Annotated in this window: 15 protein-coding genes; 7 read left to right on the forward strand and 8 right to left on the reverse strand. The window is 50.2% G+C overall.

Annotated elements, in window-relative coordinates:
- Positions 1-30: 30 nt before the first annotated feature.
- The gene (locus tag AAA857_RS04100) at positions 31-5,331 is read right to left on the reverse strand and encodes a TIGR03790 family protein (RefSeq protein WP_338173399.1); all 5,301 of its coding nucleotides are present in this window, start codon (positions 5,329-5,331) and stop codon (positions 31-33) included.
- A gap of 157 nt (positions 5,332-5,488) precedes the next feature.
- Between AAA857_RS04100 and AAA857_RS04105 the strand changes: the two genes are divergently transcribed.
- The gene (locus AAA857_RS04105) at positions 5,489-6,115 is read left to right on the forward strand and encodes a macro domain-containing protein (RefSeq protein WP_338173402.1); all 627 of its coding nucleotides are present in this window, start codon (positions 5,489-5,491) and stop codon (positions 6,113-6,115) included.
- A gap of 2 nt (positions 6,116-6,117) precedes the next feature.
- Here the strand turns inward: AAA857_RS04105 and AAA857_RS04110 are convergent, their stop codons facing one another.
- A complete protein-coding gene (locus tag AAA857_RS04110; RefSeq protein ID WP_338173404.1) occupies positions 6,118-6,636 on the reverse strand; it encodes a hypothetical protein in 519 nt (172 codons plus the stop codon).
- Between the two features lie 95 nt (positions 6,637-6,731).
- On the opposite strand from AAA857_RS04110, the gene AAA857_RS04115 reads away from it, so the two are divergent.
- Positions 6,732-8,207, forward strand: a complete 1,476-nt coding sequence (locus tag AAA857_RS04115) for a site-2 protease family protein (protein WP_338173406.1) — start codon at positions 6,732-6,734, stop codon at positions 8,205-8,207.
- Here the strand turns inward: AAA857_RS04115 and AAA857_RS04120 are convergent.
- Entirely contained in the window at positions 8,188-8,952 is a 765-nt protein-coding gene (locus AAA857_RS04120; protein WP_338173408.1) for a hypothetical protein, read from the reverse strand. The genes AAA857_RS04115 and AAA857_RS04120 overlap by 20 nt on opposite strands.
- A 48-nt stretch (positions 8,953-9,000) precedes the next feature.
- Between AAA857_RS04120 and AAA857_RS04125 the strand changes: the two genes are divergently transcribed.
- On the forward strand, positions 9,001-9,768 hold the full coding sequence (locus AAA857_RS04125) for a hypothetical protein (protein ID WP_338173410.1): 768 nt from the start codon (positions 9,001-9,003) through the stop codon (positions 9,766-9,768).
- Here the strand turns inward: AAA857_RS04125 and AAA857_RS04130 are convergent.
- Positions 9,735-10,718: a S26 family signal peptidase gene (locus AAA857_RS04130; protein WP_338173412.1), complete on the reverse strand. Its 984-nt coding sequence runs from the start codon at positions 10,716-10,718 to the stop codon at positions 9,735-9,737. The two genes, AAA857_RS04125 and AAA857_RS04130, sit on opposite strands and share 34 nt — an antisense overlap.
- A gap of 15 nt (positions 10,719-10,733) precedes the next feature.
- On the reverse strand, positions 10,734-11,126 hold the full coding sequence (locus AAA857_RS04135) for a hypothetical protein (RefSeq protein ID WP_338173414.1): 393 nt from the start codon (positions 11,124-11,126) through the stop codon (positions 10,734-10,736).
- 150 nt (positions 11,127-11,276) lie between these two features.
- Here AAA857_RS04135 and AAA857_RS04140 point away from each other — a divergent pair, with 150 nt between their 5' ends.
- Both AAA857_RS04140 and AAA857_RS04145 read left to right on the forward strand, forming a co-directional pair.
- The gene (locus tag AAA857_RS04140; protein ID WP_338173416.1) at positions 11,277-16,346 is read left to right on the forward strand and encodes a CARDB domain-containing protein; all 5,070 of its coding nucleotides are present in this window, start codon (positions 11,277-11,279) and stop codon (positions 16,344-16,346) included.
- Positions 16,347-16,440: 94 nt separating this feature from the next.
- Complete coding sequence (locus AAA857_RS04145) at positions 16,441-19,467, forward strand: DEAD/DEAH box helicase (protein ID WP_338173418.1); 3,027 nt, start codon at positions 16,441-16,443, stop codon at positions 19,465-19,467.
- Between the two features lies 1 nt (position 19,468).
- On the opposite strand, the gene AAA857_RS04150 is transcribed toward AAA857_RS04145, so the two are convergent.
- The 3 genes from AAA857_RS04150 to AAA857_RS04160 form a co-directional block, all read right to left on the reverse strand.
- Positions 19,469-20,005: a hypothetical protein gene (locus AAA857_RS04150; protein WP_338173420.1), complete on the reverse strand. Its 537-nt coding sequence runs from the start codon at positions 20,003-20,005 to the stop codon at positions 19,469-19,471.
- A gap of 49 nt (positions 20,006-20,054) precedes the next feature.
- Complete coding sequence (locus AAA857_RS04155) at positions 20,055-20,234, reverse strand: SAP domain-containing protein (protein WP_338173422.1); 180 nt, start codon at positions 20,232-20,234, stop codon at positions 20,055-20,057.
- A gap of 75 nt (positions 20,235-20,309) precedes the next feature.
- Positions 20,310-21,545: a RimK family alpha-L-glutamate ligase gene (locus AAA857_RS04160; protein ID WP_338173424.1), complete on the reverse strand. Its 1,236-nt coding sequence runs from the start codon at positions 21,543-21,545 to the stop codon at positions 20,310-20,312.
- Positions 21,546-21,600: 55 nt separating this feature from the next.
- Between AAA857_RS04160 and AAA857_RS04165 the strand changes: the two genes are divergently transcribed.
- The gene (locus AAA857_RS04165; RefSeq protein WP_338173426.1) at positions 21,601-22,593 is read left to right on the forward strand and encodes a hypothetical protein; all 993 of its coding nucleotides are present in this window, start codon (positions 21,601-21,603) and stop codon (positions 22,591-22,593) included.
- A gap of 94 nt (positions 22,594-22,687) precedes the next feature.
- A complete protein-coding gene (locus AAA857_RS04170) occupies positions 22,688-24,904 on the forward strand; it encodes an SAP domain-containing protein (protein ID WP_338173428.1) in 2,217 nt (738 codons plus the stop codon).
- Positions 24,905-24,912: the final 8 nt, after the last annotated feature.

A 24,912-nucleotide genomic window follows, 5' to 3' on the forward strand; every position in this document is an offset into this window, starting at 1 on the left:
GCTCAAGTCAAGGGGCGCTGTTCGTCTTCATCATCCTTCCGTTACTATTTCATGGAGGTCTAATTTGGCCTTATGTTCGGCGACATAGTCGGTCCATTGCTCCACTCCCCATCCTTCTGGCGCAGGTCCATCGAGCCACTGAAGATACTGCTCTTCTGTCCAACCATCCGGAATGAAGTCGTGCTCTGCGCCTTCTTCTTGTGAAGGGTCAGGCCCTTCCTGGTCCATGAGATCGTCGTTGTTAAACATGGATTCAAGGTCGTGACCGGTATTTTCCTCAACGTCCCAATCCATCTCTTCAGTTGATTTTTTGTTCGTTTTTACCGCAAACCCGATTGCTCCGAGTATGATCATAAGAGCCAACAAACCAAGAGAAGCAATTGCTGTACCCGAAAGGGTATCATTCTGGTCTGCTGCATCTCCTCGAGTTGAATCGTTAGATGAACAATTGGGGCAAGATTCCTGCGGGCCTACGGTGATGTTTGCAGTTTGCGTAACGCGGATGCCTTGATCATCGAGGCAACCTACCTCCAAGCTAAGCGTTTGATTTGCTAGTGATCCCGGTATGGGGTACATCCAGTTCAATTCTGCTTCATAGTTCATCTCTTCACCCGCCATCGTAGCAGATTGCGTGAGCAATGCCCCCGACGGGTCATGGATGGTAAACGAACAAATGACCGTATGCAAGCCGTCTTCGTCTCCAACCGGCAACGTAACTTGGATGTCCTCGCCTGGTAATGCGGCCGACGAATTGAATTCTCCGAGTAAGGTTGGTGCGTGTTGGAACATCATATCAACGGTGAGGGAGGTTGGCAGTCGGTCAACATCTCGAATGTTCATCACAATCTTTCCAGGGCCGTCCGAAAACGAGTTATCAACTTTGATACGGAAGTGATACCAGCCCATGTCGGTTTGGTTTTCATCACCGGCGCATGCTTCTGGGGGATCGCCTTCGCCCCATGCGGGTTCGTCGGTCAATGGTGCCACAATAGAACGCCCTAATTGACTGAGCCTGGCGCTTGGATTTTCAAGAGGACGGTCACTTTGGACGCCGACGACCAAGGTTGCAGTTTGACCAAACGTCATGTTGCGCGTTGGGCCTTCATCATCACAGACTTCAATGAAGACCACTTCAGGCAATGTGAATTCAAAGGGAATGCTCAACGTAGCATCGGCAGTTCCACCGTGGAGGCCGCTGCCCGTAATATCGATGACAAGTTCGCCGGATTCTAAAGCGGTTGGAATTTGACTCAGGGGAATGCTCACTGTTGAGACTCCTTGCGGTATGTCAAGAGGAATTTGGAACATTTCATTCCCTGGCCAATAGACCATGACATCGCCGATGAATGGGGTGGCCGGGTCATCAATGTCCGATACCTGAACGATGAGGTGTTCTCTTCCATTGCCTACTACTGCATCAAGAACAGTCCCGTTGCTATTGGCCATGGACAGGGATACTTCGGGGTTGACATCATCCACACGAAGAGTCCGTTGCAACAACAACGAGCCTTCTATTGACCGAACTTGAACATCAACATCCTCGAGAGACATGCCCGGTTCAAGCGATAAATTTGAACTGTAACAGTAGATGTTGACATCGTGAGGTACAACGGATGTTGTATTGGTCAGGTTTCCCCTCGATACAGAAAACACTGGGGGAGGTTGCATCACATCAAAGTCCGCATCACTAGCACAACTGGTTAGGGTGTAAGTACGGTGGCGCAAAATACCTTCACTGGGTTTGTTGGGTAGATTGGATGCACGGTTCCATGAGGGCGGGTCAAGGTCCGTAACATGAGGTCCGTGCCATGTTTGAGGGGCATCAACAATTCTTGTAACGTTCAGATAGGTTGCTTCATCGCTCATGTTTGCAATGTCATAGACATGAATTCGCAGTGCGATTTCTCCAAGTTCAACATCTGTAGGTATGATGAGTGTTGCCTGCCAGCGAGAACTGTCGATTTGACCCATATTTTGCTGAACCCAGCGGCTTTCATTCACGGACTTGTTGTCTGGAACGATCTGCCAACTCATCGTTGCCCTCGTGACGTTCGTGTCATCCTGAGCCTGTACAGTGCATACCGTATACCCGCCTCTGGTCAAGGTTGGTGCGTTGCAGTAACCATTGATGATGTTCGGGGCCTCGTTAGCAAAAAGAGACAATAAGACCATGTTGTTCTCAATTCGTTGCTCGTTGGAAGCATTGACGTATCGGACACGGATTTCAAAATATCCAGGTTGTGTTGGCTCAATGGTGAGGTTGACGATTGTTCTGCTACCGGGCTGGTCCCCAGCGGGCATTTCAAGGATTGATTCGTTGAGAACGACGTTCCCGATTCTTGATTGAATCATTAACGAACCGTTTGAAGGAGCCATGCCGAGGTTTTCAACCGCAACTTGGACCAAGGTTGGCTCACCAACATTGACCTCGCCCACAACGCGTGCGTCGACGATATTGATATCGTGGATGAGGTCAGCATAAGCGGCCATTTTGGGGTCGCCGACCACTACGCCCATCCAACCCGAAACCGTACTGGCGGCAGCGTGGCTTTCAGCGAGATTGTACCCCGATGCATAAGCCGGAAGCAAGACGCTGGGATAGCCAACTGCAGTAAGATAGGGTTCGTAGACATAGCCTTTGACTCCCGACACACCGTCTTCGATCAGGTCAGCTACCAGCGATTGCCCGTAGTTGGTATTCCAATTGAATGAACGCCCACCGGTCGATACTGCAGTTTCTGCAATTGAACCGTTGACCCAATCCATATGAGGGCGGATTGCCTGCAACCTCATGGTGTCTAGGAACATGGAGCCTTCCTGAGAAAAACCAGTCATCATGACTTCAATACTGATGTTGAACAAGACTGCCTGGGGATGAGGCCGGAACCTTAGGGTGTCACTGTTCCAGTTGGTTTCGAAGGTTTTACCCGACGAACGATTGGTCGAAAGCAAGGCTCCGTTAGCATCTCTGGCTTCAACTTGGAGCGTGTAAGTCCCTCCAATGGAGCCTTCAATCATGCCGTATGAACTCAGAAGCCATGCGTGAGAGGTGTGGTTTTCGGGCAACGTGATGTTTTGCCAAATGGTTGTAGTTTCCTGATTTGTACCCGAATAGACTTGGCAGTTCGGAAGGATCTCGCGTGAAATTTGATGCACTTCACTGTGTGATAAGGCTGTGGAATAGACGAGCACTCGGTCAATTTTTCCTTCAAAAAAGGAAGAACCTGCTCGGTTAACACCCATACGATAGAGGTCGAAATTATTGAAGTCCCCTGAAGGTGCAGTGGTACTCCCAACGTACTGGCCGTTGAAATATTGACGGACGGTTCCGTTGTCAAAAACTGTTGCAAGGTGAGCCCAACGCTCGGTTGTTACGTCGCCAAAGAAATTGGTTTGGTCGTTGTGGAGGTACCATCCTGAGGATTGCATCATGTGTTGGAACGATGCATTGGACCCCGCTGTGTCTCCTGAAGCAAAGGTGGAAGCGTAGGCGGGCTGATTGGTCGTGTTCGTCATTACAAATTGACTGACGGTGAAGTTCCCGGACCAGTCCTCCACATCAACTTCAATGTAATCGTCTTGGCCGTCAAACATCAAACATGAGCCGCCGGGGCATGTGACCCAATTGGTCGCGTTCATGCCGTAAAAGGAAAGATTTGCATCTCCTAAACTGTCGTTGGTCTGAGTTCCCGTTCCCTCTTCAAAATCCCAACGATGCTCAAGATAATTCGGCTGTGGGCCTTCCATGGATGATACACTTAGGGCAGATGTTGGTATGATCGCTTTGGATTGATTGGGCCCCTCCCAGAACAAACGAAGTCCGTGAGGTCCTCCACCTTGGTAGAATTCAACGCGCAGGTCGTGTTCTCCTGCTGTTAGATTGATGTAATTTGAAACGGTCCTCATGCCGTGCATTCCATGGTTCTGAACCAAACTGGCGTGGTTGAGCCAAAGCTCGGAACCATCATCGCTTTCGAGATGGAAGGTCCAATTTCCGGTTTCTGGTACGGTGATGATTCCAGTAAACCTTCCACTCCAATGGGTATTGAATCGAGCATCTAAGCCAGGGTAGGCCGACCCTCTCGAAGTCCAGTCAAGTGTCGGTTCAACCCGTATGGCGTTGGGTTCACGGGTGGTCAAGTCCGGCATTGTGCTGCCAACGGAGATTCCGCTGTTGTCGAAGTATTCTGCTAAGAGCCCCGCCACAGCCGTCCCATCCTGGCCCGAACAGTTCGTGTCCAGGATTCCTTCCAAGGCTCCGGACCCTCCTTGCTTGATTCCGCTTTGATATCCCCAAGAGAACCCTTCGTCAGCGCTGACCGCAGGTAGCGTGTGTTCCCAATATCTGGTGCCCATGCCCCATGCAGCATCGGTTGTGTCAAAACCAGAGTTTGGAATTCGATTTGTATCCCAATGACCATCGTTACTGCCCCAAGAAGCATAGCCCATGACGTTGGAAAGGTTGGTGACAAATTGACTTTCTTGGTCAAAAAATACCGGCAAACCCATGCTGCCGTTCAGCGTTGAATTCGCAGTGTAGAGGTCATCGTTCCAGTACTTGTATCCCGAACCGTTTCGATTTGTAGCCAGGTCCAAAACGAACGTTCCCCGTTCTCCGAGGCTGTTGTTTGCTCGTTCGATCAGTTCCAATGCGGTATCGACGGTGTAGCCTGTTAACCGAGTGACGAGGAAGAAACCGTATTCATCTCTGGTAAAGGAATTCATTTCTTGACCGGCCAACGGGCCGTAGCCATGGTTAAACCAGTTGTTTGCTCCTATGGAACTGTTGTAGGTCCCTCCCAACAAGGCGATTTCTTGATCAAAACTGGCCTTGTCTGCTCCACCTGAAATGCGTAGGGGGATTCCTTTGGTGGTCACCAGGTAATTGAGTTGTGATGATGATGAACTGTTTTGGAGCATTTCGAGGAAAGGTTCAGCGAAATACGTGTTGAACTTTTCTCGATTGATGGTTTCTCCAACCGGCGTTCCACTTTGATTAAAGATGAACACTCGGTCAAGAGAAATATTTCTTGCAGCAACAAAGGCCCACCCAATGGTCCTGCTTTCTTCTGAAAGGTTGTTGATGAGAACCCCGACATCGCTGTAGTCAATGACGCTCATGTAAGTAAACCCATCCGGGACGGCAACCGTGGGCCAAGGCGTCATGTTCCAGACATCTTCACTTTCACCGACAAAGAAGCCGTCAAACAAATCAGGCAACTCGGTTTCCATTGGTTCATCACGAAGACGGTCATGCGGTTGAACGACCGCTGACAGTGATGAGAACAGCAAAAGCATAACGAAGGCTAGGCTGTTTGCCTTCGTGGTCATGGGTTGTGGACCGTAGAGCCCACTTTAGCGGTATCGGTTTCTGTTCACAAGAACGGCTCAAGGAAGCGATGAAACAACCAATGGCTCCAACGATTATGAGCATTTTCATGGAAATAATGCGAACCTAATATGTAGGGTCGCCCCTCTTGGTAGACTGATGGCAGAACTCTACATGGCGCGAAAATGCAAATGGGGAGTGCTCCGCGTTATGGGTGGCGACGTTTGGAACCACTCCGCAGACGCCCTCATTACGCCCGCCAACAACCGTCTTTCAGGGCGCGAAGGCATTGACAGCATGATTCACATGAAGGCTGGAAAAGAATTGACACAAGTCACTCGAAACATCTGCCTTGAGATGCGTAAAATTAACGCTCCACCTTGTGCTGTGACAAAGAATGTCGTCACTGAGCCGTTTTCTCTCGGTGAGAATTACAAGCACATTATTCACGTTGTAGGTCCGGATTGCCGTCGACCAAATCAAGACGAGGCGCGTCGAGAACTTCTCCCTGAAACCTACGCAAATCTCTTTGCGACCATTGAGGAAATGGGCGGTATCAAATCGATTGTTTCCCCGCCGGTCTCTATGGGCATCTTTGCCTACCCGCATCGGGAAGGAGCACGCCTTACGCTCGAAATTTTGCTTGAGATGCTGGATGGCGAGAAAGATTACGGCATCAAGGAATACACCATTGTTGTAAAGGAAAAGAACTTCATCAGCAACATGAGAACGGTTTATCGCGAAGGAGCTGATTTGTTCCCTGGCATTGACACGACCATGGACTGAGTTCACTCGGCGAGATTGTTACCGATACGGTCAATGCGCGTATCCAGTTCGCTGATCTCTTTGCTCACATGTTCAACCGCTGCAGTTTCCAAGTTGCGTTCTACAGAGGTTTTCATCCGGTTTATTTCTGCAAGGCGTTGCGCTCGGTCTTTCGGCCTGTTCACATCACTTCGCATGCCCAATAACCAGTCCTCAAGTAATGCAGCACCCCATTCCGGGGCTCGTAATTCGCTGGAGAGATAGATGGTTTGTCTGCGGTGAGAAAAGCGCGTTTTCCCCTCGGGGGTGCGTATCCCCTGTATAGAGCCAGGATTCCACGTCTCAAGAGGGATGTGCAAGTGTTGGCGAATCGTGAGTGTTCCGTCTTTTTTCAGTTCGAAATCAGCAATCAATACGCTGGCTGAGAGGCGTAAAAATACCTGAACGGTTTCATCGTTTGATGCCCACTCTGAAATTTTCTTGGGAGTTTCGCCCCAGGCTTTTTCACACCACACTTCGATGGCCATGTTGTAGTTAAGCACGGTTAAAGCACCCATCGACCCATGATGAAGGTTTGTTCAATTTTTGTTCCAAGACCCATATCAACGTTCAAGGCAGAACAGACCGTCGGGTGTTTATGGTGGGAAGTTGGGGTTCAATCCAGGCGAACTGGAGTCTGCTCTTTATTTTGCTTTTCGCGTGGTACATTCTCATCAAAACTTGGGAGCGTAACGGGACACTGGACCGATGGAATGCAACACGAGCCCTGGGCATCGTGCTGATGGTTCGAACGCAGCGCGGTCAGCGGTTGCTTGAGGGACTCGCAAAGCCCCGAAGATTCTGGAGAGCATACGGTGAACTTTCTCTTTGGATTTGTTCTATTTCTATGTTGGTTGTGGGTCTGTTGGTCCCATTGGCCTTCATCAGTTCAATCTTGTATCCTTCAACAGCCCCGCCCCCTACGGCGAGTGAACTGGTTGCAATCCCCGGAATCAACCCTGTGATTCCACTCGGATGGGGAGTAATGGCCTTCATTGTCTCGCTGGTCATTCATGAACTCGGGCACGGCTTACTCGCTCGTGCTCACGGTATGCGAATACGATCGTTTGGTCTTCTTCAACTCGGACCGCTTCCCCTTGGAGCATTTGCTGAACCGCAATCTGAGGAACTTTTCCGGGCACCAAGAAGAGAGCGCTTGCGAATGTTTGCCGCTGGGCCTGCAACAAATCTGTTTGCATCGTTCATCATGCTCCTCCTCCTCGGAGGGATTGCTGGAAGTTTTGCGGCCGCTGAAGATGGCGTTCACGTCCGTGGCATCGTAGTGGATCAAGGTGCATATGACGCAGGGATGGAACCATGGGACACGATTGTTTCCATCGATGGAACCCCTGTAACAAGTACAACGTCATTCAGGGAAACACTGGCTCTGTACGGTGCTAATGACACTGTTGACCTTGTTGTGCGTCATGAGGGCGGCGAACGGGAGACGCTAACAGTAACGCTCACTGACTACCATGCTTACCGATTAAGTTTGGGTGCAGACAACAAAACTCTCGAATCCATGGGGGTAACGCCCGGTTCCGCATTTCTCGGAGTCGTAGGGGTTTCAGACGGGACCTCGGGAATTGACCGTCTTGCTGGTCCGATTGGCCCACGCTTTGACTTGGTTTGCGGGTGCGAGGCTACACTGGGCCAACGGGCAACAACGATTCCATTTCACCTGATTGGCATCATGATCGCTCCCTTCGAACTCAACGGTGTTGCGATACACCCGTTTGAAGAATCATTGTTGGTAGCTGGCGATGGCGTTCTTGCCTCAATCCTTGGTACCAATGGGTTGCTGTTCCTGACGAGTTTGTTCTTTTGGCTCATGTGGGTCAATATTCTCCTTGGGTTTACCAATCTCATCCCTATGGTTCCTTTTGATGGAGGCCACATGCTGAAAGACATCGTGCATTCATGCTTGAGCGGGGTAAAACGACTTGGACGTAAACTCAAACTGTGGGATTTGCATCCTATGTGGGTGGACCATTTGTCTCAACGTGCGTCGAGTTATTCCTCGCTCGCCCTTCTGGGCATGCTCTTGTTCACGCTTATTGTTCCTTATTTCTGAGGATTTGACTCACAACCGATGAGCGCCGTCGTTCAAGTTCAGCCAAGATGTCTTGACTTGTTTTGCTCGGGGAAGGTTGAGCGACACTTGTTTGAACGCCTTGCTTTTCAGCACGCTGTTTCAATTTCTTCAAAGCAACGGTACTTTCTCCTTCATGAGAGCAGAGCAGAGAGATGAACTTGTTGAGGGGCATTCCTTGTTCCCAATCAATGAACGGAGTTCCATTGCGATTGAGAGGTAAGGCCGGAATATGAGAAACCAGACGCCTCAATGTCCCGGTAAGTCCATCGGTCTCGACGCGGAAGAGCCTCCATGAATCTCCACGAACGCCTTTTCTTCTATGAGCGTACAACGGCATGAGGTTTGACCGTTCACCCTCTCGTATCATGGCGTTCAGTTGATCTTTTGTCCGCCCTGAAAAATACAATTTATCCGCCTTTGTAGTTTTGACTTCAATGGGAAAACAACAATCCCCCCTAAGAGCGAGGAGGTCACCGCTTCCTTCCATGCCGGACCCTGCTGCACGAACAACCAAAAACGGCCGGCGTTGGATGAGATACATCCTCGCCTTTTCTTCCGGAGAGCACGACCGAGAAACAGCCTTGACGCCTTTCTCGGTTCCTGCAAGGACCTCGCGAAGTTCCCGCTCATAGGCGCCCGTCATGGCCCAACATCGTTGTCCATCGTTCTTGATGACTTCGGAAGGAAGCCCTTCGCCGTGAGCGTTTTGCTTCGTTCTTGACATGAGCCGCTTACCGATAGATTAGAACGGGACGGGCAATAAGGGTATTCTGTGCAGACGGTGTACGTGCGAACCGATGATTTTCGTATGGCTTACCGTCTCTTGCGAGAACTTCAATCGAAACACCTCAATGCGCAACTTGTTGACCTTGAACAAGAGCTTCCCGACCCGCATGGATGGTGGTTTGGAACACCCGATGAAGTCGAACGATTTGGTGGCAATGGGATCGGAACCACTGCAGAAAGAGTGGAGGATGCTGTCCACCATCTTTATCGCTCGTTTCGTGAATTGGAGGTCGTCCATCGCTTGACCGTTGGAATTGACCCCGGCCCTCGCCCGGGTTGTGCTTGGTTGGTCGAAGGAATGTTGCTTGGGAAATCACAAGATGAATCGGTAGAAGATGCCGTTTCACACGTGATCGGTCTGGTTCGCGTCTACGGCCCCATGGTTGTTGACGTGCGAATTGGGCACGGCTCACCTCTTCACCGTGACCGGCTCATCAACCGTTTTCTGAGTGAAGGGTACCGAGTTTCACAGGTGAATGAACACCGAACCAGTCAGGGCAATGGAAGGCATGAACATGCTTCATCAGCCCTCAAAATAGCTCTTCTCAAGGGTGAACCCGTTCTGAAGAGGAGGACGGTGGAGCCAACAGAAGGGGAACTTCGTAACATCCAAAGATTGAGTAGAAAACGGTCCAAAGGGACCCTTACCATTTCATTGCAAGAAGCACACCATGTTGCTTGTGGCGGGTCAACCATGGAAGAAGCCCTTTGGCGTGCAGGTTATTCTGATTCTTTGAGCGAATCTTCAATGTAAGTTTCCTTCAATTCCGGCGCTCCTGAAAGAATACTCTTGAAGGCTCGTTCGGTGAAAAGCGGGGAGAGAAGAACTGCAGCAATGAGCGTAAAGAGTGCTAAAAATGAGGAATTGGGAACGTCCTGAGTTCCATAGGAGTTCGGCCCACCTACCATCAGTTTCACCGTTCCAATCCAGGGCAGTTCACCACCCGCAACGCCCAAAACCCAAGTGTCGCGAATGGGCCCTACTACGCTGCTCTGTCCGTGCACTCCCGCAGAACCATTGGTGGCTGAAGCCCCTTGGTCAACCGAGCACTGGTTGTTGTCTCCAAGGGTGAGAATTCCTTCGTGCTTTGGCCGCCAATCCCAAACGACGAGATGCGGCTCAACATTCCCGTGGGCGGGACGTTTGCAATCGTAGAAACCCGCATCTCCGCCGTCGAATTGAATCGAGATGGTGCTGACATTCACCGCAGAGGTGCCTGGGACGGTCCACGTCCAGATGCAGGCGCCAAGTTCACCATCAGGTCCAACGAGTTCTTCGTCGTAGGATGTGTCAACAGGGCAAGGTGGTGTTGCTGTTCGGTCAGGGGCAGTCGTCGTTGCCGCAACGGCCCTCAATACCGCTCGGTGAATGATGGGAGTTCCATTTTCACCGTTCTTTGCATAAATGATGACGTCGCCTTCCATTCCATGCATCTCATACCCGTAAGAAGGATGTCCTGAGTCGGTTGCTTCTGCAAAAGTGACGATGGTATCTGCGGGATTGTCATGCACCAAAATGAGGTCTCCAGCATCAATACTCCCGACTTCTCCATTTTCATTGTGTACCATTGATTCCGATTCGACCACGACAAGGGGTGGCATTGAGCCGGTGTGAATGAAGAGCGCCAAGACCAAACAGGCGATCATTCCGACCGCAAGGACGATTTCGAGAACCAAGGTTTTGAACGGGTCTTGGCTTGACATCGGGCGTCCTCGTGCTTATCTGCGGAGGCCTCTGCTATCAAGGAATTCATTCCATTGGGCGAGATATCCCGCTCCTAGGATTTGGGCTGAAAGGTCTCCATCGTTCTTTTGCCGGCGTAATTCAGCAGTGGACTGGATTTCCATGATTTCTTCGAGGGTGATGATGTGGCCACGAAACCTGAGGAATTCAGGGAAGGCAAGGAGGAACACGATACTCGAAACAAATCCGAGCGTTAAGGCTAAGCCGGTATGTTTGCTCCAATCGGCGTGATCTTGCAAGAACAAAAGTTGGTATGCGCACAAGGCCAGTAAAGCGCCGCTTGCGCCAGCAACAATTGCAGTAATCCCGTATTGCTTTCCGTACTGGGATTCCCACATGCGGGGTAGGAGGGATTTCTCTTCACTCATGGGCTCGCCTGTCTAATGCACTGCTAAAGGCCTCTTGAACCCTCGGTTTTCATGCGTTGGAATCGGTCAGGTGGCGGACGTGAAAGTAACCCCTAGGGGCATCATTCATATGCAATGCGAATAGTGGGGAACCACCTGTAGGTGGAAATCATGCGTCTTGGAATATTTCTTTCGCTTCTCTTCGTAGTATCAATGCTCTCGCCTCTAGCGATTGCTGCGACAACTGAAACACAATTTAAGGACGGGTCAACGAGTTATTCCCATACCTTTTCTCAAGCCGGCAACGGTGCGGCAGGAGTTGTCTCAATTCCATACGGTGCTGAAGTAACTTCGGCAGAATTTAACCTCCGTGGTGACGCAAGTCAAACCTCATGGACCAACTTCACAACCAATGACCACTACGGCGGCGAAGGCGATGGAAGAATCCAAGGAAAGAGCAGCAGTGCCCCATCACCGTTCCAAACGGTTTACCGAGACAACCTCGAAGTGACGGGTCAGTCGGTCTACTTGAAGGGCAACCCAACAGAATATTCTCCACGATTTAGCAGTTCAAGCCAAGTCAGTCAAATCGGTAGTGCAACCATCAACACAACCGGGGAATTCGTTGCACTTAGCGACCAAGGCTACGTGAGCCCTACCAAGAAATACAGCGACATCACCGTTTCTGGGGGATCTTGGACGTACACTGGAGTTACCATTCCCGTATCCGATGACCAAGTTCACGTTCTCCGGTACACGTCAACCTCTATGACAAGCAGCCCGACCATCATGCGCTACAATGCTACTACTGGGGTTTACCTCGGCACTGCGTCAATGTCCTACGGCACACCATGCAACACAAATGCCTACAGGAGCATCCACGACGCTGACATTTACAACGGTGATATTTACACCGCCCATTACTCCTACTACAGCGTTTCAAAGTGGAGTTTGAACACAGCCAAGACGCAATGGACCTGTCAGGCCATGTACAGCTACAATTACCCAAATTATGTGACTGGAATCGATTTTGACGATAACACCGGGAAGATGTACGTCGCCATTTACGATACTTCCGCTCAGAATCACTACGTCAAAGAAGTAAATCCGGCCTCACCAACGGTCGTGTACAATTCTTGGTTGATGATGTCGACGTCCTATTACTATGACTATGGAGCCGGCCTCACCGTAAGCATGCCAAACATCGCTTACAACGTCTATTATTACAACACGGGCTACAAAAGCATTCACTATTACTACAGCGTTCAGAATGGCTTCTTGAATCCACAAGGCCAACGCACTATGCCCGGTGGAGGGCATTACGGAATGGTTGATACAGAAGACCACAAGGTCTACTTCTCCTGCCACTATTACGCATCATATTGCTCTCAAGGGCAACGAAAAATCCATGTTTATGGCGACGGCGCCCACTTTGACGTCCGTTCTTCTTCCGTATCTACTCAGATGATTGTGGGGCAAACCGTGAGTTTGTCACAAGCTGTTGATTCAATTACGCTTAGCGGAGTATTTGGTTCAACGCCAGCAGGGACAAGCATTCGGGTCGATATCTCCAACGATGGAGGGACCACATGGAAGGCCGCGTCCATAGGGCAGAAAGTGATGTTCTTGAATACAGGAAACTCAATATTATGGAGAGCCACCCTCAACGGTTCTGCTTCAAAAACACCGGTTCTTGGTGATGTGGCGTTAAGTTATACAACAAATTATCAAACCTCAGGATACTATTATGCCTACAACTACGTAGGGAGCGGTACAAAAACAACGGTCGCCGCAACCGTTGATTGGAACGAATCAAGACCGTCTTCAACCTCCATTAGGGTCAATTTAGGATACAGCTCGTCCACATCTTGTTCTTCTAGCAGCAGCGGAGTTGTCTCGTTTACATCTCCTAATCAGACCAAATCAATGACTGGAACCGGATATTACCTTTGCTTGCGAATTGAACTTTCAACCTCACAATCAAGATTCAGTCCTTCACTAACGGACTTGACGATTGCACTGCACTCCAATGCTCCTCAGCAAGTTGGGATTGACATCGATGGGAAGAACGTCTACAAGCGCTCTGCCCAGAGCGGCGCCCTTCTTGGGCCCCTGACTGTGACTTCAAGTATGTCTGGAAATACGATTGTGAGCACATTGAACACTGCCATCCCCGACACCGGTTCAGGTATCGTTGACATCCCAATCGATTTAACCTCCAGCTCTGCAGGTATGCTGACCCTTGAATCCTTCCAAATAACGTACATCATGCAAACGGTAAACTTGGACATATCCATTCCCGAAGGTGAAATCCTCCATGAGCGTACTACGCCCTATGAGGTGGTTACACGCCACATTATCGGAGAAAGTGCTACCTCAATGGTAAGTGCAGAACTTGAACTCCGAACCAATTCAATGGCCAACAACCCAATTCTTTCCTGGCAGTATGGAGATGTCTTCCCTGCGCCCAATGACCCGGGTCAGTATGTCGTCATGGATTCGAATTCATATTCCGTTGAGAGCAACGGGATTTTGGAAATCCACTGGATGTTTTACGTTACCAGTGAATTCCCCGACCAGAGCAACGTTCGCTTCCGCACGGGATGCTTGGACGACAGCGGTACTGCTGGATACGCTCCTCTACCCCTTACTTCAGAATTGGGTCTTGAAGTCAACCGCTCCTTTGGCCTTGGCTGGTTGAAAGTACGTGACAATGATGGGGAAGTTACCTCTTTGGATACCCCTGACCAATCTTGGGTTGCAGCAGGCGAGCAGATTCACTTCGCAGGAGCAATGTGGTTCCAAGACACTCAAGATGCCCCAAAGGACAGCGCCTTTGACGTCCGAATTTCACGAAACGGATACGTAGAGAGCACGGCTCGGGACACGACGAATTTCAACGGCTCGTTTTTCGTTTCCATTGACCTTCCGAACATCGATGTCCCTGATGGAATGACCTACGAAGTGCAAACATACAACGAACGAAATCCTGACCATGTTCAACAACCCAATGCCGACTGGCAACGGACGTTCAAGATCGATGCAACCCATCCTGAACGAAAGGCCGTCTCTCCTGAGGAGGGCGCGTACGAAGCCGCTGCCAACGAACAACCAATTCGTGTTCTTGTTGAGGACAAAGTAGGTCACCCCATGCAACTCACGCTCAAATATTGGGTTGAGGCGGACCATGATTTGAACCGTAACGGTGAACCAGACCCCGAAGAGTATGCGAGTAAAACAGTAAGCAATACTACAGAAGCCCGCTCCAAGTGGTTCATTACGAGCATTGACACCTCCCGTAACCCCAACATGGGCCGGGTTTCCTATTATTGGGACGGTGGCGACCAGGCCGGAAACCCGTTGCACTACACGGTCATGAATGCGGAAGACGAACTTCTCAAGTTCGAATCGGAAGAAGGCTTCTCATACGATGATGCAACCTTCAGAACACGAAAAGACTCTGCAGCTGTCTTCACTGGACTTGAGTGGCTTGGCCACGAAGATAACGAAGCAGTTTATGCTGGAATGCACCAAACGATTTCCCTTGGGTTCATAGACGCAAACACTGCAATTGACTTCGAATACATCTCGCTCGTCTTTGACTTTGAGGGGCCAAACCCTGAACGTGACGCTCAAAGCATCTCTTATTCTGGTTTGAACAACACGTTCTGGTCAGATTCACCTTACCTTGACTTACTACCAACCAGCAGCATGGTTGAGACAACCAATGAATCAGGTCTCCCATGGATCATGTTAGAATTCAACTTCATCATCAGTTGGGACTGGCCAGATGAAGAAATGGGCGATGTTGCTCTTGTCTACAAAGAACTTGGAAGTTCAGACCCATCTCGAATCTTGCTTCTAGAACACACCTTTAGGGTTGAAAACGACTTGGTTCTCTCGCCGACAGACTTTGAGGTTGAAGACATCAGTGAGCCTCGTATTGGACCCGTCGCTGATGGCAGCCGCGTTCGCAAAGATGACCGTCTAGCATTTACAGGACGAGTTGTTTACGAAGGCAGCCAAACCGCAGCCCCACGAGATGTCGGTATCCTTGTCGAAGTCTTTGATGGTGAGAAGTTATGGTCCGATGGGTCACTCACCAGCGAAGGTGGATATTCAGTTGAAGTTCCGCTTTCATCTGCTCTCACGCTTCAGTCCTCCCCCTCAAGAACATGTTTGATTTCAATTACGAACATTCCAGGACGTGGAGAAGACATGACAGGGACATTGGTTTCAACAACCTTGCAAGTGGTAGTGGATGATGCATCACCGCGTGTAACCCGTCGAATCTCACCTCTCAATGTGATTGACATCTCCGCTAGTAACGACCTCACTCAAATTCCTGTCGAGTTCCAAGGAACTGAAGACGCAGACCTAACCGGTTCGAAGCAAATGGTTCACTGGGTCATGCGCGACTCAACTCGCACCATGACCATCGGTGCAGGTTCAACGCTTCTCGGCATGCAACAAGACGGACAAACCGTGATGTGGACTGGAGTTCTCGATGTTACAGCGGGTGGAACCATTGTTCCCAAGGCAGGGGATTTCGTAGGTTTCTATCTGACAGGATATGACGCTGCTGGAAATCAATTCCCCTTGGTGTCAAATTCTGAAGCAAGCCCAGTTCCTGAACTTGCTGTTGACGATACTGACTTTGAGCGACAATGGGTGCGTCTGGGTGCTGTTGGGCCTGAATTGCGAATCAGCAACATCGAAATGAGCGATGATCACATCGCCCCTGGCTCAAAGGTTGATATTACTGCTCATGTGTTTAACGCCGGTGGAAATACGACAACGCGATTCATGGTTTCATTCTATGCTGGTGATGATGAAAAGCCCTTTGAAACCGTCTCACTAACCGGAATAAATGGAGGCGAAACATTGTTCGTAACCGCCCAATGGGACTCCAAGGAAGTTGACCGCGTTCGAGTTGTGGTCGATGAGGAGAATATGATTCCAGAAGCTAACGATGATGACAACTCCGCCGAACACGCCGTGACCATTGCTTACGGCGAATACCTCGGTTGGTTGGACTCGGTTCGTGAGAATCCACTCGCTTGGATCTTTGTGGTTCTCTCCGTCATCACGCTAGCCTTGGTGTTTACTGTGGCCAGCAAGACTTCTATTGACTACGGTGAAGGCGCCTTCGACGAAGAAGATGAAGACTGGGATGACGATGAAGACGGAGATTTCGACGACGATGACGACGATGACGACGACGATGACGACGATGACTGACCTCTCGCTCCATCTTCTCTAACTGCCCAATGGCCGATCAGCCAAATCCTCAAGAAGGGTGGGCATTGCCATATTCAATGAGGGTGGGGAGAGTATGTCTCGTGTATTTTCCAATTTGCACCCTCTATTGGCCACGGCCTTAGAGGAAAAAGGGTGGGTGCCTACGCCGATTCAGGACCTCGTTCTGCCGGAACTCGCCAAAGGTGAAGACCGCATCATCATCGCTCCGACCGGTTCTGGAAAAACGATGGCCGGGATTCTACCGCTTTTTGACCGATGTTTACGAGAGGAATGGAAGCCACTTTCGATTCTCTATATTACGCCCCTTCGGGCATTGAACCGAGACATCGACCGACGTTTACGAGAACTTGCTGAAGCGGTAGGTCTCAAGGTTGATGTCCGTCACGGTGACACTCCCCAATCTCAACGGACCAAGCAGACGCGTAAACCCCCTCATCTTCTGGTCACCACGCCTGAAACGTTCCAGTTGATGTTTAGCGGTAAGAATCTCAGAGCCATGCTCAAAACGGTCAAAGCGGTTGTTGTCGACGAAGTTCACGATTTAGCCGCCTCTGAACGAGGTTGGCAGTTGAGCGTTGGATTGGCTCGTCTTGAAGCGTTAACCGGCACCGCTGTCCAACGCCTGGGGCTCTCGGCAACGGTCGGAAATCCGGATGAAGTGGCTCAATGGCTTTCACCTGAAAAGGGTAAGGCCATTATTGCAATGGGCCATCGGGAAACCAAGCTGACCGTGGAATCCACCACGCCCCTACCGGAAGATGAAATCGGGAGCATGGACCTCACCCTGAGTCCTCGACAACATGCTTGTTATCGGCAATTGTGTACGATTTTGCGTAATGAAGCACCTTGCCTCGTCTTTGTGAACAGCCGAAGTGAAGCAGAAACACTGTCAACTCGCCTCCAAGCAATGGCTCCAGATTTGAACATTGGAGTGCATCATGGTTCACTGGCAGCGGAAACGCGACAGCAAATGGAGGATGAACTTCGGGACGGTTCCCTTTCCGGATTGGTCTGCACTTCGAGTCTTGAACTCGGGATTGATGTTGGTAGCGTTCGGCGTATCGTGCAACTCCATTCTCCCAAATCTGTTGACCGGATGTTGCAGCGTGTTGGGCGTGCGGATCACCGACTCGGGGGTTTAGGGCGTGGACATCTTCTCTCTTGGGACACAGACCACCTCAGCGAATCAACGGTCATTGCACGTAGGGCAATGCTTGGAGAAATTGAACCGGTTGAATGGCGCAACAGACCTCGGACCATCGCGGCAAACCAACTGGTTCTCATGGCTCATTGTTTCAAGGCAGTACCCATCGATGAAGCCACAGAAATGTTGGCGAACGCAACTCAATTTGAGGGTTGGAATCGAGCGGATACGGAGGCGATACTTCAGGTACTTGCTGAACGCTGGGTTCTTCGCTTCATTCCAAAGCCAGAGGAATTGCCGTGGTACCGTTGGCCTAAGGCGGTGTATGAGGTGGCGAAAGAAGCCGCTGCAGGTACTGAAAATCCGCTACCGGATGACCTTCCGCTGTACTCTGTTCCGGATGAAGAAATTCCAAAGGTGTACACCGGACGAACGGTTGACGTGCCCAAGCGATTCAAGGACGGTTGGTTTTCTTCAGCAGGTAGAACCCGTGAATGGGTCTCACACCACCTGTCAATGATTCCCGACAAGCGCTCCTACCGTGTGCGTGATGCTGTCACTCGCAGAAGTTTAGGGAATGTTGATGAGGCCTTTGTACTCAGTTTGAACGACTCTGGAGAAGAGGAAGATGGAACGCCGAGACGCTTTGTCATCGCTGGAAGAACATGGATGATTGTTGACGCTGACCCGGAACAATCCGAATTGTTGGTCGCACCGGTAAATGACCACGCAAAAGCCCCGCAATGGCTTGGAGAGTTGCCTCCCGTTCCAGCAGGTGTTGCTCGTGATGTTGGATACTTACGGCACTTGATTGCGAGCGACCTAGGCTTGTTACCGGCACCCACTCCTCCTGAATTTGACCCGCTCTCGCTCATTTCCCCTCAAGAGGGCTTACTTCGCGATTATCCGCTGGATTCGGAAGGAATGAGTTTGCTTGCAGAAGCGATATCATCCCATATGGAAGCCACTCAACAGATTCCCACAGACCGCGTCATCACCATTGAGGAGCGTGACGACGCCTTGGTCATCAACATCTGTCAAGGCTCTAAGATCAACGAAGCACTCGGCCACTTTTTATTGGCGATGGCGTCAACGAAGTCGGGTCACTGGGGGCGCCTCATTGCTGAACCAACTCGGATCGCATTGCAAACCAGCGGTGTTCGCCCAGAAGACATCGTCTCTTGGCTTACTGAAACGCCACCGGACGCCATTGAACAATTGCTGAGCATCACCGTTCCCAATTCAAGACAGGTTCGTTGGCGTTTTGCTCAGGTAGCAAAGACGTTTGGGATCCTTCGTCACGGGGTAGACCCTCGACGAATCAATCTTCAAGCGCTCCTAAGAAAATATCGCGGCACCGTTGTCATGGAAGAAGTTCTTTCCAAACTCTTCCATGAACGAATGGATGTACGCGGAGCAAGCGATGTGATGCAGGGAATTCAATCTGGATTATTGGAATTGCACATTACCGCAACCGGGCCGTTGGGCCTATCGAACCGAACTCAAGACGACATGCTGCTTCCGAATTGGGACAACGCTGCGTTAAGGGAGCGGCTGAAATTGCGTTTGACGAACGAGCGAGCAGTGCTGTGTTGCCTGAAATGTCACGCTACTCGCCGATTCCGCATTGCCCGTTATTCCACGTTGGATAAGGCAGATACATGCCTCAAGTGTAAAGGAAAAATGCTGGCCTGTGCTAGAGAAGGCCTTCAACCAATGCTCGAGAAATGGGTGGCTTCTGAGGACCAGAAAGAGCAAGACCGAATGATGAAGAATGCAAGCATCGTTGCGAACCGTGGTCTTGAAGCGATTCTTTGTCTCATGGGCCGGGGAATCGGAGAAGCTACTGCGATTCGCCTTCTTGTCAAAGTGCCTCAGGGTGATGAAGAAGGCTTGCTTGAAGCCATACACCGAGCGGAAGTTGAGTATGCCCGAACGCGTCGTTTTTGGGGATGAATCAAACCTGCATGTTGGACTTACAAGCAGGACACTGAATGGTTCCAGAATATTCTTTGGGGACATTGAGTTTTTCGTTGCAGTTGCTGCATGAAATCTGTTTTTTCTTGTTTCCCCCACCGCTGGCATCAAAAATTCGCTGGATTGAGGGGGGCCAACCTGACTTCATGTTTCCATCGCCCAACAGGAGCGGAAGTCCAACGATTGCGAGGCACGAAAACGAACACAAGATGGAGGTCATGAACATTGCAGTATCGCCCCAAACCAGCGTGACAGGATTCATTTCGGACATTTTTTCTGCATGGAAGGCAAGGCTCAACAATCCCGAAACGACCAATACACCCATGGTGAGATAAATTCCGTTTTTGTACTCTTGATGTATGAGGCCCCCTCCTATGAGGAATCCCATACCTATCAAAAACCCGACCGGTGAAAGCAACCAACCGATCATCTGGTCGTTATTAAGCGTCCACACCATGGACCAACCAATTCGGATTAATGCATACAGAATAATGAACGTACCAAGAGTTTCGTACATGCTGTTTTTGGAGGCATGACAATCTGCTGCATGGCGGGAATTGGTCCTGCTAATCCGCCTTGATGGTAAACAACGGGTTGAACGATCCCGGGTTGAAACAACCCCCGTTTTGGGCTTCATCCGCTTCCATGAGTCGAATGACAACATCGTCTTTGCTACCTGAGATTTTGAGTCCACGAGATTTACATTGTTTCTTCAATTCAAGAAGGGTGAGCGACTCATAGTCCATACAGGGTGCTAACATTTTGCGCATATAACCGTTATTCCTACATTCTAAAGGATAGAAGAGGATACCCTTAAACGGTCAAACTTCACTTTGATTCGCGTGATCATCAAACATCAACGCTTCTCGTGGAACACCAAGCATTGCTTGGCGTAGCGATGAACGGAGTTCTGTGAGTTCACCGTAACATACCAAGACATCATCGTAACGAAGTTGTAGGTCGGAATCAGGATTCCATACCAAACGGTCTCCCCGTGATAGTGCAAATACTGGAATGGAGGCAAACACTTCGTGCAGGCGCTTTCCAACCATTTTGGGATGGTTCATCAGTTGAAGTGAGAGTACACCGGAACCAGGGACTGTTCTCAGCAATTGGTCAAGGTCAACTTCTCTAAAAGCAGTGTCTTCCATGATGTACTCGACGATCGCGCCAGCTACATTGACGCCACTCGCTTTCTCAATGCCTTCAAGTCCAGGGGATGAGTTGACTTCAAGCACCAATGGGCCATCATTTCCTTCCAGCAAATCCACTCCTGCAATGTTCAAACCGAGCACACGAGCAGCACGGCAGGCGGCTTCAGCATAGTCTTCCGGCAGTTGGACATTTTCCACGGTTCCATTCAGGTGAAAGTTGCTGCGGAATTCTCTCCCCCGTGCTCTACGACGCATGCAAGCAACGACTCGGTCACCAACCACCAAAGCGCGAATATCTTTGCCGTGAGATTCAGCAATGTATTCCTGCACCAGGACGGATTTCCCGGTTAAGAGAAGCCCTTGAACGAGATTGCGCACTTCAAAGGCGGTATGACGCAAAAACACGCCTTCCCCTTGGGTACCTTGGGTCACTTTAACAACGACAGGGAGTCCTCCTACAGCATCGATGGCTTGCTCCACATCCAAAATATCACGGACGTAGACGGTTCGTGGAATGGGGATACGATTTCGGGCCAAAATCTGTGATGCATGCAATTTGTCTCGGCTTTGAAGGATACCTTGGCTGGTATTCGCGGTCCACATTCCGAGTTGTTCAATATGCCTCAACACAGCGACTCCGTGTTGAGTGATGGAGTGTCCGATACGAGGTATGATGGCGTCATAGGAAAACGGCTTTCCCTTGTGAAGGACATCAACACTCCCGTCCATGACCATCAAAGAGAACTTCATTGGGTCGCAAACATCGACTCGGAGGTTTCGTTTTCTTGCCTCCTCTACGATACGCCTGGTACTGTACAACCGAGGCCCCCGGCTGAGAACGGCAAGACGTAGACCCATACCCTCTCGGCCTACCGGTTCATTCTTATGACCATCGGTCGCCATGATATCTCCATGAACGGACGCGCCTTTCAAGTGCTCGGAAGAAATGGGGAGGGCTATGTCCGATGAAGAGGAACTCGATGCAGCCGGCGCTTTAAGGGTGGATGATGACCAGGATGAAGTGCTCGAAGAAATGAGCATGGATGAACGAAAGAGCCGGCTAAAGCAGGCACGATGGAACGTGTTCATGTACCTCGGAATTGCCGCTATTCTGTTTGTTTTTGCATTGTTCCCGATGCCTTTCTCAGCCGATTATGATGACTTTACGGCTTCTGCAGAAAAGGACATCGGCCTTGTATGGGGACTGCCAGTTGATGGCGAAGACATGTTTGATGTCCCCATGAACATTGAAGTGACAGCATCCAAACCCCCATCAGAAGCCAATGTCAACATTGGCGTATATGTTCTTGAACAGAAAGACTGTCAAAGCAACTTAGGGGAATTTACAACGATAGCAAAAGACAGTGAATCGCATGAGTACCAGTACCAAGAAACAACGACTTCGGTTCTACCAGACGGTGTTTACGAATTTGAATTTGCAGTGGATCCCGGCCATTATTGTGTCATTGCAGAATACCTTGATGATGAAGGCTCCAAGATTGGCCAACCCGGCAATGGAATGAGTGTTTCTGGGAAGGTATACCCGAACCAATTTATTGGTGGTTTTGCTGGATTCTTGTGCTTGCTCCTTTCCGGTTTTGCCTTTGTTGGGGCTCAAAAACACGGCAAAGCACTGCGAGCCATTCTTGAAGGCGAACATGAAACCACTGAAAGCAAAGTTTTGGCGGCAGCAGGTCCGACCGGACCGCCTTCTCCCGGGCCAAGCGGTCCTCCTGGAGCCGCACCAAGCAGCCCGCCCGATGGAGCAGGTCCAGCGTCTCCCCCTTCGCCCGAACCCGACATGGATTCAGCGATGGATGCCGGGGCTCAAGACGTCCAGTTTATCCCTGCTGAACATGGATTTTTCTTCAAACAAATGGCAGATGGAAGTTACGAGCAGACGGTATACGTCCAAAACGAAGACGGTACATACCATCCTCATGAGGAGTGAAGCGAGTATAAACCCTTGACTTATGATGCATCTAAGTCACAAATGAGCATCATCCTTGAAAGGGTAGATGCCTACGGAAGAGTGAGGGAAACCTATGGGCGATGCAGCAACCACCACGCTAACGGTTGCTAAACTCAAGGCCCTGTGTATTCTCAACGACCTCTCTGCCAGTGGTAAAAAATCCGAATTGCTCGAGCGATTGCTTGAAGCAGGCGTTGACAAAGAAACTCTTGGCGTTGAGGTTTTTGATGACAAGACGGCGACCTTCCACTCCACCTTGGATGAGGATTCAGAATCGGTTGAGGATGAAGAGGCGGTCATGTTTTCTCTTGAAGACGAAGATACGCTTACTCCAACATTATCCGAGGACGAAACCGAAACCGAAACCGAAATCGAAACAGCCGAAGGTTCGGATGATGCTCCAGATGACGACATCCTTGAAGCAGAAATTTTAGATGCGGACTTGGTTGAAGGCGAGAGCGAGGACGAACCTCAATCTGAAGAAACGCCAACCGAACCAGCAGCATCACCTGGGGTGAGCTCGGTACGCAGCGATTCGCCAGTGACCTTGGTTGAGATGCTTCAGAAGCCTCAAGTCGCCGCAGTCCTCCTCACCGTGATCATTCTCGGAGCAGGTGGTTGGTATTACATCAACAATCAACTTGAGCCGTTCACCGCAGATTCACTGCGCTATGGTGATGAAATGCGTTATGCTGTCCTCGATGGAAGTTTTATGGCCACAGAGGAATTTGTAGAACTCATTACTGACCGCATTGAAACAGAAGATGACATTTGCAAGATAAGAATGATGTTCGAGGGCAGTGGAGAAGCCAAAATTACTGATGGCGATGCATCAGAGTTGACCAATCAAGGCTCCTTAGATCGTCTAGGAGCCGTTCGCGCCAAAGGCGGACAAGGTATGGATTGGCTCGCAGTCGAGAGCACCAACAACATGGACTTTACCGGTCCGGGGAAGTTTGAAATTTTCCGGCATGTGAGGAGTTCAATTCCCGGTTCTGATGCATGCAGCGGGACCTCATTGGGTGGCGATGGTAATGGAATGCTAACCGTGACGCGCTGGACTGAACTTCGGGAAGAGGTTAATCTCGGTACCCAGGTTGACTTTTCCGCCTCTCTTGATGGTGAATACCAAGGCACAGCGATGAGTTATGGCATTGGTGGCCTTTTTGGAAATCTTGACCTTTTATCACCGGGGCTAGGGCTCATTCTCCAACCCGTAGAACTTTCCAGTTTCTTTGGAAATGAATACATTACGAAGGACGCAATTGGTACCAGTTCTGGATGGGAATGGAGGGTTATTGGTACCGAAAAAATCGGCTCTACCAACATGTGGAAAGTCACAGCAACTCAGCAAGACGTTCGGGACCTATGTCTGGGTTATGCAACGATGAACCTCTGGCTTGATGGGGTGAGTCCTTGGGCTGTTAAACAGAGTGTTGACGTGGCCATAAGCAGCAGTGAATCGAATCAAGCCAGTTGCTCAGGATGGCAGCAACGGGGCGTTGATGCAGTACTTCCAGAGGGAGAACTTGAACTTCATCATACCTTTGAACGCACATATCTTCAGCGTGGTGTAAAGGCATTGGAATTGGGGCGCTCGTATGATAACCGTCCACAAGCGAACGAATTGAACCCGGACGATGACGAATTGATCGCTTGGGGCGTGGACGGATTGCACATGCCTGACAACAGCACGCATCGCCCTCACCCACTTGATACAGCCATTGCTTGTGTCTCCGACCTCGGAAGCGTCGCAAGTGGCGCCAATTCGGCGCTCAATAATGACGGTTACATCTGGCGGGCCATTGACGAACCGAATGGGACGGCAACCGAATGGAACATTTCTTGGGTGGCAACCGATGACACGGCCGGATGGTTGCTTTATTCTGTAGAAGGGGTAAACGACGCCCTTGAATGTGAATACATTGCAAAAGGAACTTTTGACGATTCAATCACGCACAATCGGGATTCCATACCAGAAGTTCTTTCCCTTGAGGCGGTTGAATCGAGACTCATGAATCAACAGCGCTTCCCTGCACTGCGCGGGACAGAGGCTTTGTTTACCTCAAGCGGCTCTTTGCATGATGAAACACAAATAGGATACTTGGTTGTTGTACCAGGTTCAGGATTTGGAATCGACATCACTGAACTGTTTGATTCGGTAAGTGGCGCCTCCACGGTTGATGTTCAGCGGAAGTGGGATTCTGGTGGATGGACGAATCAGTTTTCTTTGGTCGCGGATGCAAGCGATGGACGGGTAGTCGGTTGGACTCACTTGAAAACGGTATGAGGTGATTG

The organism is Candidatus Poseidonia alphae (assembly GCF_943787815.1).
Taxonomy (GTDB): Archaea; Thermoplasmatota; Poseidoniia; order Poseidoniales; family Poseidoniaceae; genus Poseidonia; species Poseidonia alphae.

Excerpts from the sequence above, each read along its gene's own strand:
- AAA857_RS04165 (WP_338173426.1), top strand. The coding sequence starts at position 21,601 with ATGTCCGATGAAGAGGAACTCGATGCAGCCGGCGCTTTAAGGGTGGAT.
- AAA857_RS04135 (WP_338173414.1), bottom strand. The coding sequence starts at position 11,126 with ATGAGTGAAGAGAAATCCCTCCTACCCCGCATGTGGGAATCCCAGTAC.
- AAA857_RS04170 (WP_338173428.1), top strand. The coding sequence starts at position 22,688 with ATGGGCGATGCAGCAACCACCACGCTAACGGTTGCTAAACTCAAGGCC.
- AAA857_RS04160 (WP_338173424.1), bottom strand. The coding sequence starts at position 21,545 with ATGGCGACCGATGGTCATAAGAATGAACCGGTAGGCCGAGAGGGTATG.
- AAA857_RS04150 (WP_338173420.1), bottom strand. The coding sequence starts at position 20,005 with ATGTACGAAACTCTTGGTACGTTCATTATTCTGTATGCATTAATCCGA.
- AAA857_RS04145 (WP_338173418.1), top strand. The coding sequence starts at position 16,441 with ATGTCTCGTGTATTTTCCAATTTGCACCCTCTATTGGCCACGGCCTTA.
- AAA857_RS04140 (WP_338173416.1), top strand. The coding sequence starts at position 11,277 with ATGCGTCTTGGAATATTTCTTTCGCTTCTCTTCGTAGTATCAATGCTC.
- AAA857_RS04100 (WP_338173399.1), bottom strand. The coding sequence starts at position 5,331 with ATGACCACGAAGGCAAACAGCCTAGCCTTCGTTATGCTTTTGCTGTTC.
- AAA857_RS04155 (WP_338173422.1), bottom strand. The coding sequence starts at position 20,234 with ATGGACTATGAGTCGCTCACCCTTCTTGAATTGAAGAAACAATGTAAA.
- AAA857_RS04130 (WP_338173412.1), bottom strand. The coding sequence starts at position 10,718 with ATGTCAAGCCAAGACCCGTTCAAAACCTTGGTTCTCGAAATCGTCCTT.
- AAA857_RS04120 (WP_338173408.1), bottom strand. The coding sequence starts at position 8,952 with ATGTCAAGAACGAAGCAAAACGCTCACGGCGAAGGGCTTCCTTCCGAA.
- AAA857_RS04105 (WP_338173402.1), top strand. The coding sequence starts at position 5,489 with ATGGCAGAACTCTACATGGCGCGAAAATGCAAATGGGGAGTGCTCCGC.
- AAA857_RS04115 (WP_338173406.1), top strand. The coding sequence starts at position 6,732 with ATGGTGGGAAGTTGGGGTTCAATCCAGGCGAACTGGAGTCTGCTCTTT.